Below are 8,064 nucleotides of genomic sequence, written 5' to 3' on the forward strand. Positions count from 1 at the left end.
CGTTCACTCCCCCGCCGGTGCGATGCGCGCCCAGCCGGCCTTGACGGCGGTGCCGGCCTCGGTGGCGATGGTGAAGCGCACCACGGTGCCCCGGTCGTGGGGCTGGAGGGTCAGGCGCAGTTCGGTGCCGGGGCGGGTGGGGGCGGCGAAGCGGGCGCCGAGCGCGGTGACGCGGGCGGGGTCGCCGCCGGCGTGGCGGTCGGTGATCTCCTCGGCGGCCAGCGCCACCAGGTGCATGCCGTGGGCGATGACGCCGGGGAAGCCGGCCGCGCGGGCGGCGTCGTCGTCGAGGTGGATGGGGTTGAGGTCGCCGGAGGCGTGGGCGTAGGCGCGGGTGTCGCCGGCGTCCAGCACGTGGGTGAGGACCAGGGGCGGGCCGTCGGGCACGGAACCGGGGTGGGCGGCCGGCGGCAGGGCGCCGTACGGCTGGGCGCCGGTGGCGCCCAGCAGGAGCGCGGCGGTGGCGAGGTCGGCGAGCGGGGCGCCGGTGGCCGCGTCGGTGAGGCGGGTGGTCAGGGCCAGGCGGGTGCCGCGGGCCTCGCGGCGCACGGCGGCGACCTCGACGGCGACGTCGACGTCCCCCGCCGTGAGCGGGGCGTGGGTGCGGATCTCCTGGGCGAGGTGGACCACGCCGGTGAACCCGTGGTCGCCGGCGGTCAGCGCGCCGACGGTGTGCTGGGCGAGGGCGTGGGCGGCGACGAAGGGGTGCGCGGGGCCGGCCCCGGCGCGGGCGGGGGCGCCCAGGCGGGCCCGGGCCGCGGCCCGGTAGGCGGCCAGGTCCCGGTCGGTGACGTGCAGGCGGGTGCGCGACACCGGACCGGCGGGCGCGGTCACGGCGGGTACGGCCTGTCCGGCCTGTCCGGCGGGGGCGGCGGGTGCGGCTTGTGCGGCTTGTGCGGCTTGTGCGGCGGGTGTGGTCGTGGGTGCGGTCATAGCGGGGTCACCACCAGGGTCGTGTTGTGGCCGCCGAAGCCGAACGAGTTGGACAGGGCCGCGCCGGCGCGCACCGGGCGCGGCGCGGTGTGCACGACGTCGAGGTCCAGGCCCTCTTCGGTCTTCTCGTGGTTGGCGGTGGGAGGGACGGTGCGGGCGTTCATGGCCTCGATGGCGGCGATCAGCTCGACGGCGCCGGCGGCGCCGATCAGGTGGCCGATGGCGCCCTTGGTGGAGGTGACCGGCACGCCGTGGGGGCCGAACACGGCGCGCAGGGCGGCGGCCTCGGCCCGGTCGTTGTGCACGGTGGAGGTGCCGTGGGCGTTGACGTGGGCGATGTCGCCGGGCGCGAGGGCCGCGTCGGCGAGGGCGGCGCGCATCGCGGCCACCGCGCCGGCGCCGTCGGGGCGCGGGTTGGACAGGTGGTAGGCGTCCGCGCTCGCGCCGTACCCGGCGAGCAGCGCGTACGGGGTGCGGCCGCGGGCCCGGGCGTCGTCCAGGCGTTCCAGGACGAGGAAGCCGGCGCCCTCGCCCATCACGAAGCCGTCGCGGTCGGTGTCGAAGGGCCGTGAGGCGCGCCGGGGTTCGTCGTTGCGCAGGGAGTGCGCGCCGAGGTTGCCGAACGCGGCCAGGGTGACGGGGGTGAGGGTGGCCTCGCAGCCGCCGGCGATCACCACGTCGGCGCGCCCGGTCTCCAGCAGCAGGGCGCCGTGGCCGATCGCGTCCGCGCCGGAGGCGCAGGTGGTGGCGATGGTCAGGGCGGGCCCGTTCCAGTGCAGGCGCATCGCGATCTGGGCGGCGGCCGCGTTGGGCATGGTGACCAGCGGCATCAGCGGGGAGACCCGCAGCGGCCCGTGCTCGGTGTACAGCGCGGACTCGCGGTCGCTGGTGGTGCGTCCGCCCACGGCGGTGCCCACCACGATGGCGCTGCGCCCGGGTTCGGGTTCGGGGCGTCCGGCGTCGGCGTGGGCGGCGAGTGCGGCGAGGGTGCCGTAGTGGGCGAACGGGTCGAGGCGGCGGGCGTCCTTGGCGGGGACGAGGTCGTTGTCGGGCAGGTCGGTGACCTTGCAGCCCAGGCGCACCCGGTGGCGGGCCAGGGCGGGGTCGGTGAGGGCGGTGGCGGTGGAGCGCCCGGAGGCGACGGTGCGCCAGAGGTCCTCGACGGTGTGGCCGGCGGGGCTGACCACGCCGAGGCCGGTGACGGCGATCGGCGGCCGGTGGTGGGGGGCCATGGCTTCGTCTCCTTAGCGCGGTCGCGCGGGCGGCCCGGCGGTGGCAGCGGGGGCGGGGCGGGCTGGTCCGGGCCGGCCGGCCGGTCGGATCAGGCGGGCCGGTCCGGCCGGGCAGGCCGGATCAGGCGGGCGGGGCGGGCCGGATCGGTCGGGCCGGGCGGGTCAGATCAGGCCGGTCTGGGCGGCGGCGGTCAGGAACGCCTCGGCGGCGAAGTCGATGTCGGCGGCGGTGTGGCGGGCGGTGACGGCGATGCGCAGCCGGGCGAGGTCGTTGGGCACGGCGGGGGTGACGACGGGCAGGCCGATGACGCCGGCCTTGCGGCAGGCGGTGGCGTAGTCGTAGGCGGCGTCGTCGCTGCCGGCGATGACGGGCAGGACGGCGGTGGTGGAGTCCATGGTGGAGATGCCGGCGTCGTTGAGGCGGGTGCGCAGGCGCTGGGCCTGGGTCTGGGTGTGGGTGACGCGCTCGGGTTCGCGGCGCAGGATGCGCAGGGACTCCAGGGCGGCGCCGGTCTGGGCGGGGCCGAGGGCGGCGGAGAACAGGAACGGGCGGGCGGCGTAGCGCAGGTGGCCGATGAGGTCGTGGCTGCCGGCGATCCAGCCGCCCATGGAGGGGATGGCCTTGGAGAGGGTGCCGAGTTTGACGTCGACGCGGACCTTGTGGTCGAAGTGCTCCTCGATGCCGCCGCCGGTCTTGCCGATGACGCCCAGGGCGTGGGCCTCGTCGACCATGAGGAGGGCGTCGTAGCGGTCGCAGACCTCGCGCAGTTCGGGCAGCGGGGCGATGTCGCCGTCCATGGAGTAGACGCTGTCGACGATGACCAGGCGCACGCCGGTGGGGGCGGCGGCCTTGAGGCGGCGCTCGAGGTGGTCGACGTCGTTGTGGCGGAAGCGGGTGACGGTGGCGCCGGACAGGCGGCAGCCGTCGACGATGGAGGCGTGGTCGTACTTGTCGATCAGGACGGTGTCGCCCTGGCCGACGAGGGCGCCGACGGTGCCGACGTTGGCGGCGTAGCCGGAGCCGAAGACCAGGGCGCGTTCGCGGCCGGCGAAGCGGGCGACCTCGGCTTCGAGTTCCTCGTGCAGGGGGATGGTGCCGGCCAGGGCGCGCACGCCGTGGTTGCCGGTGCCGTAGACGTCGACGGCGGCCTTGGCGGCGGCCACGACGCGTTCGTCGCCGGCCAGGCCGAGGTAGCTGTAGCCGGACATCATGAGCAGGCGCTCGCCGTCGAGGTCGCAGTAGGCGCTGTCGCGTTCCATGGTGTAGGCGACGAAGCTGTTGCGCCGGGAGGGGTCGGACTCCAGTGCGGCCACGCGGGCGTTCGTTGCGGCGAGCTTCGGCTCCAGGCGGTCCCATGCTCCGGTGGCGTTCACGGGTTTCTCCTTCACGGCGTCACGGTGTTCACGGCTTTTCACGGTTGTTCGCGGCTGTTTCGCGGTTGCGTGCGGCTGTTTCGCGGTTGTTCGGGGCTTTTCGCGGCTCGGGGTGTTTCTCGAAGCCTTCACGCGGGGTGCTCAAGGATGGCTACATTTCTACGGCAGGATGCGCAAGGCGTCCGCAATAGGCGCTTTCCTGGCCTGCGGGAACGCTCTGACGTGCGGAAACCTTGCGTCCACGACGCATTGACCGGCCGGTGGGTATGTTTCCGCAACCGGTGTTGACACCGCGCGATGCGGCGAATGTATGGTCGAAATCCGCCGAAACCGAACGGCTGGTCGGCGGTTTATTGTTCCGATCCGCAATTTCCCACGCCGACGGCCGGAACGGGCCGTCACTTCCGCTTTGGCTCGAGGGGGTTGGAGCTCGTGTTGAAAGGCTTCAGGGAAGACGGTCCGTCCGGTAGATCGGGGGCCCGCGCATGCTGATCCGCCTGACCGGTCTGGTGGCCGTCGAGCACGAGGACGGCGCCCCGCAGCACCTGTCCAGCGCCCAGGCCCAGGTGGCGTTCGCCCGCCTGGTGCTGGAGCGCTCCAGCGGCACCAGCCGCGACCAGCTGGCCGACACCATCTGGCCCGACGGCCTGCCCGACACCTGGGCCTCCGCGCTGCGCAGCGTGGTGAGCCGGGTGCGGGCGTTCGTCACCGATCCGGGGCAGGGGCCCGGTGCGACCCCGCTGATCTCCCAGGGCGGGCGGTACGTGCTGCGGCTGCCCGCGGACGCGGCGGTGGACCTGGAGGCGGCGGCCTCGGCGGTCGGCGAGGCCGGCGAGGCGCTGGCCGCGGGCGGCCACGCGGTGGCGCAGCAGCTGGCCGCGGGGGCGCTGGCGAACCTGCGCGGGGCGTTCCTGCCCGACCACGAGGGCGAGTGGGCGCAGGGGGTGCGCGAGCACGTGGAGGAGCTGCGCATCAGCGCGTTGGAGACCGCGAGCCTGGCGGCGTCGGCGCTGGGCGAGGAGCACCACGCGCTGCGCTGGGCGGACGAGGCGGTGCGCCGGGCGCCGTTCCGGGAGAGCGCCTACCGCTGCCGGATGGAGGCGCTGGCCGCCTCCGGCAACCGGGCGGAGGCGCTGCGCTGCTACCAGCAGTTGCGCCAGGTGCTGGCCGAGGAGCTGGGCATCGACCCGGCCGCCGAGACCCAGGAGCTCTACCTGGCGATGCTGCGCTCCCCCGTGCCGGCGGCGCCGGCGCCGGCGGCGGTGCGGGCGGTGGACCCGGTGCTGATGGGGATCTTCGAGCCGCTGGCGCTGACGCGTCTGGCCCGGGCGGCGCCGGCCCCGGTGCGCGCGGCCTGAGCCCGGGGGCCCGCGCCTGCGCCCGCGCCTGCCGCTGCCGTTGTGCCGCTGCGGCGTGCCCTGCCGGTCCCCGGTCCGGCGGGGCGCGCCGCCTGCCTCCGCAGGCCCTCTCCTTCCGGCCGCCGGCCCGGGCCGCGCGCCGTCGTGCCCGGCGGTCTTCGGCGGTCCCCGGTCGTCCTCGGCGGCCCTTTGCGGGGCCTCTCCCCCGTGCCGCCCGCCACGACGCGCCTCCTCTTTTCCGGCCGTCCTCGGCCGCGCGCCGCCGCCCCCGGTGGTGCCCGGTCGTCCTCGGCGGTCCGTCACGGGGCCCTCCCCGGCGCCGCGTCCCTCCCCCGCCGTGCCGCGCCGCGCATCTCCTCTTTTCCGGCCGTCCTCGGCCGCGCGCCGCCGTGCCGGGCGGCGGGGCGTGTTGCGCGGGTGTTGCGGTGGGTGTGGGCGGCGGGTGGGGCGCGGGGGCGGTCCGGGGGTCCGGCGCGCCTCCCGGGGGCGGAGGCCGGGGGCCGGGCGATCGTCCCTGGTAGCGTCGTGCTCGTGAAGTCGCGCACACGGCGCGGTTTTTGACTGTCGGACAGACGGGGGTCGAGTGGTGGGAAGGGGTGGTGGGTGTGGGGCGGGCACGCGTGGCGGCGCGGGTGATCGTGCACCCTGGTGTGGAGGACGTGAGCGTCCAGCAGGTGCTGGAGGCGCTCGCTGATCCGGCCCGCAGGACGGTGGTGCGCACGCTCGCGCACTCGGGAGCCGATCTCAGCTGCGGTTCCTTCGACCTGCCGGTGGGGCGTTCGACCTCCAGCCACCACTTCAGCGTGCTGCGCGAGGCGGGGCTGCTGCGCCAGTACTACGTGGGCACCACCAAGATGAACGCGCTGCGCAGCGAGGAGTTGGAGCGGCGGTTCCCGGGGCTGCTGGCGGCGGTGGTGGCCGCCGCCGACGCGGAGGCCCGCCGGGCCCCGGGGGCCTGAGGGCCCGCCGGCCCCCGGCGGCGGCGGTTCGGCCTCCGGTGGTGGTTCAGTCGCCGACGGTCAGGACGATCTTGCCGATCTGGGTGCCGGCCTCCAGGTAGCGGTGGGCCTCGGCGACGGTGTCGAGGCCTTCGAAGACGCGGTCGACGGCGGGGGTGAAGGAGCCGTCGGCCAGGCCGGCGGTGACGAACGCGTGGGCGCGGCGCAGGCGTTCGTCGTCCCGGGTGACCTCGTGCATGGAGAAGAAGCGGCTGGTGACGGGGGCGAAGGTGTCCTGGCCGGGCATCGGGGTGTCGCGGGGGTCGAGGCGGCCGTAGACGGTCAGGCGTCCGCCGGGGGCCAGGGTGCGGGCGAGGGTCAGGACGCCGGGTCCGGCGACGGGGTCGAAGACGGTGCGCACGCCGGATCCGCCGGTGGCCGCGTCGACGCGGGCGAGGAGGTCGTCCTCGCCGGTGACGACGACCTCGGCGGCGCCGGCGTCCAGCAGGTGCCGGGCCTTGGCGCGGGTGCGGGTGGTGGCGATCGGGTGGGCGCCCAGGCGGCGGGCGGTGCGGATGGCGGCCAGGCCCACGCCGGAGGCGGCGGCGGTGATCAGCACGTGGTCGCCGGGGCGCAGGTGGCCGTCCTCGGCGAGGGCGCCGTAGGCGGTGAGGTAGGGCATCCACACGGCGGCGCCCTGGGCGGGGGTGAGGCCGGCGGGGTGGGGGACGGCGGCGCGGGCGGGGACCAGGACGTGGGTGCCGTAGACGCCGTAGTCGTTCTGGGAGAACGCGGGCACGGTGTCGACGCGGTCGCCGGGCGTGAAGGCGGTGACGCCCTCGCCGACGGCCTCCACGGTGCCGCTGGCCTCGTAGCCGAGGGTGGCGGGCAGGCGCGGCCGCTCCAGGTAGGTGCCGGCGCGGAAGAGGGCCTCGGCGCGGTTGAGGCCGATCGCGGCCACGCGCAGGCGCAGTTCGCCGGGCCCGGGTTCGGGCAGGGCGCGCTCGCGTACGGCCAGTACCTCCGGTCCTCCGGTGGTCTCGAAGACGACGGTCCTGGGCATGGCGGGCCCCTCCCCCTGGGTGCGGTGCGGATCGGCGTCCAGCCAACCCCGGGCGCGCCCCGCCTGTCAAACTTCGACACCTGTCGGAATAGAGGTCTTCTGTCCGTGGTTGTACGGGAGTTGACTCTTCGTCAGGCCTGCCCGGGGCGGGTCGGGCGGGGGTGGGGCGTAGGCTTGCCGTCCATGATCGACGGTGGGGACTGGGGCCAGGGGTGGGACGGCACGCGCCGGTGGGTGGAGGGGCTCCTCGCACCCGGTGAGCGCGTCACGGCGGTGAGCGCGCTCACGGGCGGGTGGACCTCGCGGATGCGCCGCGTGGACGTGGAGCGCCCGGGTGGCGCGGGCCCGTACGCGCTGGTGCTGCGCTCCTTCGTCAAGCCGTTCTACCGCCGCCACGCCCCGGGGCTGCTGGCCCGCGAGGCGGCGGTGCTGCGCCTGCTGGAGGGCGGCGGCGTCCCGGCGGCGCGCCTGCGCGCGGTGGACGGGTCGGGGGCGGTGTGCGAGCACCCGTCGCTGCTGATGACGCACCTGCCCGGCACCGTGCGGGTGGCCGAGGACGGCGGGGCGGGGCAGCGCGCGGGCCTGCTGGCCGCGCAGCTGGCCGCCGTGCACGCCCTCGACGTCGCCGAGGAGGACCGGCCGCGCGCCTGGCAGGCGTGGACGGCCCCCGAGCGCGTGGAGGCGCCCGGGGGCACCGCCCGCGCCGGGCTGTGGCGGCGGGCGGTGGAGGTGATCGGCGGCGCGGTGCCCGCGCACCGCTCCTGCTTCCTGCACCGCGACTTCCACCCCGGCAACGTGCTGTTCACCGGCGCGGGCGCCGACCTGGCCGTCAGCGGGGTCGTCGACTGGGTGGAGACGTCCTGGGGGCCGGCCGACCTGGACGTCGCCCACTGCTCCACCGCCCTGGCCCTGCTGCACGGCCCCGAGGCGGGCCTGGCCTTCGCCGACCGCTACACCGCCGCCGGCGGCCGCACCCTCGCCGCCGGCCGCGACCACCTGTACTGGCGGCTGCTGGACGCCCTCGCCTTCGCCCCGGACGCCCGGAAGGTCGCCGAGCCCTGGCGCGAGCTGGGACGCGCCGACCTGACGCCCGCCGTGCTGACGGAACGCCTGGAGGACTACCTGCAGGCCCTGTTCGACCGCTACGCCTGAACCCGCCCGCGCCC

The 8,064-nt window shown here is 76.2% G+C and carries 7 protein-coding genes; 3 read left to right on the plus strand and 4 right to left on the minus strand.

What is annotated here, in order from left to right; translation table 11 throughout:
* Positions 1-3: 3 nt before the first annotated feature.
* The 3 genes from ACWDCZ_RS28545 to ACWDCZ_RS28555 all read right to left on the minus strand — a co-directional run bounded on the left by ACWDCZ_RS28545 (position 4) and on the right by ACWDCZ_RS28555 (position 3,539).
* Positions 4-933 (minus strand): MaoC family dehydratase, encoded by a 930-nt coding sequence (locus ACWDCZ_RS28545; protein WP_449817322.1) that lies wholly within the window; start codon positions 931-933, stop codon positions 4-6.
* A complete protein-coding gene (locus tag ACWDCZ_RS28550) occupies positions 930-2,165 on the minus strand; it encodes a beta-ketoacyl-[acyl-carrier-protein] synthase family protein (RefSeq protein WP_049659472.1) in 1,236 nt (411 codons plus the stop codon). The genes ACWDCZ_RS28545 and ACWDCZ_RS28550 overlap by 4 nt, the downstream gene beginning before the upstream one ends.
* Positions 2,166-2,327: 162 nt before the next feature.
* On the minus strand, positions 2,328-3,539 hold the full coding sequence (locus tag ACWDCZ_RS28555; protein ID WP_049659474.1) for an aminotransferase class I/II-fold pyridoxal phosphate-dependent enzyme: 1,212 nt from the start codon (positions 3,537-3,539) through the stop codon (positions 2,328-2,330).
* A 485-nt stretch (positions 3,540-4,024) separates the two neighbouring features.
* On the opposite strand from ACWDCZ_RS28555, the gene ACWDCZ_RS28560 reads away from it, so the two are divergent.
* Both ACWDCZ_RS28560 and ACWDCZ_RS28565 read left to right on the plus strand, forming a co-directional pair.
* The gene (locus ACWDCZ_RS28560; RefSeq protein ID WP_049659476.1) at positions 4,025-4,897 is read left to right on the plus strand and encodes an AfsR/SARP family transcriptional regulator; all 873 of its coding nucleotides are present in this window, start codon (positions 4,025-4,027) and stop codon (positions 4,895-4,897) included.
* Positions 4,898-5,502: 605 nt separating this feature from the next.
* A complete protein-coding gene (locus ACWDCZ_RS28565) occupies positions 5,503-5,856 on the plus strand; it encodes an ArsR/SmtB family transcription factor (RefSeq protein WP_049660701.1) in 354 nt (117 codons plus the stop codon).
* A 46-nt stretch (positions 5,857-5,902) separates the two neighbouring features.
* Here ACWDCZ_RS28565 and ACWDCZ_RS28570 read toward each other — a convergent pair whose 3' ends face one another.
* Positions 5,903-6,898 (minus strand): zinc-dependent alcohol dehydrogenase family protein, encoded by a 996-nt coding sequence (locus ACWDCZ_RS28570; protein WP_117485412.1) that lies wholly within the window; start codon positions 6,896-6,898, stop codon positions 5,903-5,905.
* 183 nt (positions 6,899-7,081) lie between these two features.
* Here ACWDCZ_RS28570 and ACWDCZ_RS28575 point away from each other — a divergent pair, with 183 nt between their 5' ends.
* Positions 7,082-8,050: a phosphotransferase family protein gene (locus ACWDCZ_RS28575; protein ID WP_449817323.1), complete on the plus strand. Its 969-nt coding sequence runs from the start codon at positions 7,082-7,084 to the stop codon at positions 8,048-8,050.
* Positions 8,051-8,064 lie beyond the last annotated feature (14 nt).

Source organism: Kitasatospora sp. NPDC001225, assembly GCF_053597855.1.

Bases quoted from the DNA above. Each gene is read 5' to 3' on its own strand.
- ACWDCZ_RS28550 (WP_049659472.1), bottom strand. From the start codon at position 2,165: ATGGCCCCCCACCACCGGCCGCCGATCGCCGTCACCGGCCTCGGCGTG.
- ACWDCZ_RS28570 (WP_117485412.1), bottom strand. From the start codon at position 6,898: ATGCCCAGGACCGTCGTCTTCGAGACCACCGGAGGACCGGAGGTACTG.
- ACWDCZ_RS28545 (WP_449817322.1), bottom strand. From the start codon at position 933: ATGACCGCACCCACGACCACACCCGCCGCACAAGCCGCACAAGCCGCA.
- ACWDCZ_RS28560 (WP_049659476.1), top strand. From the start codon at position 4,025: ATGCTGATCCGCCTGACCGGTCTGGTGGCCGTCGAGCACGAGGACGGC.
- ACWDCZ_RS28575 (WP_449817323.1), top strand. From the start codon at position 7,082: ATGATCGACGGTGGGGACTGGGGCCAGGGGTGGGACGGCACGCGCCGG.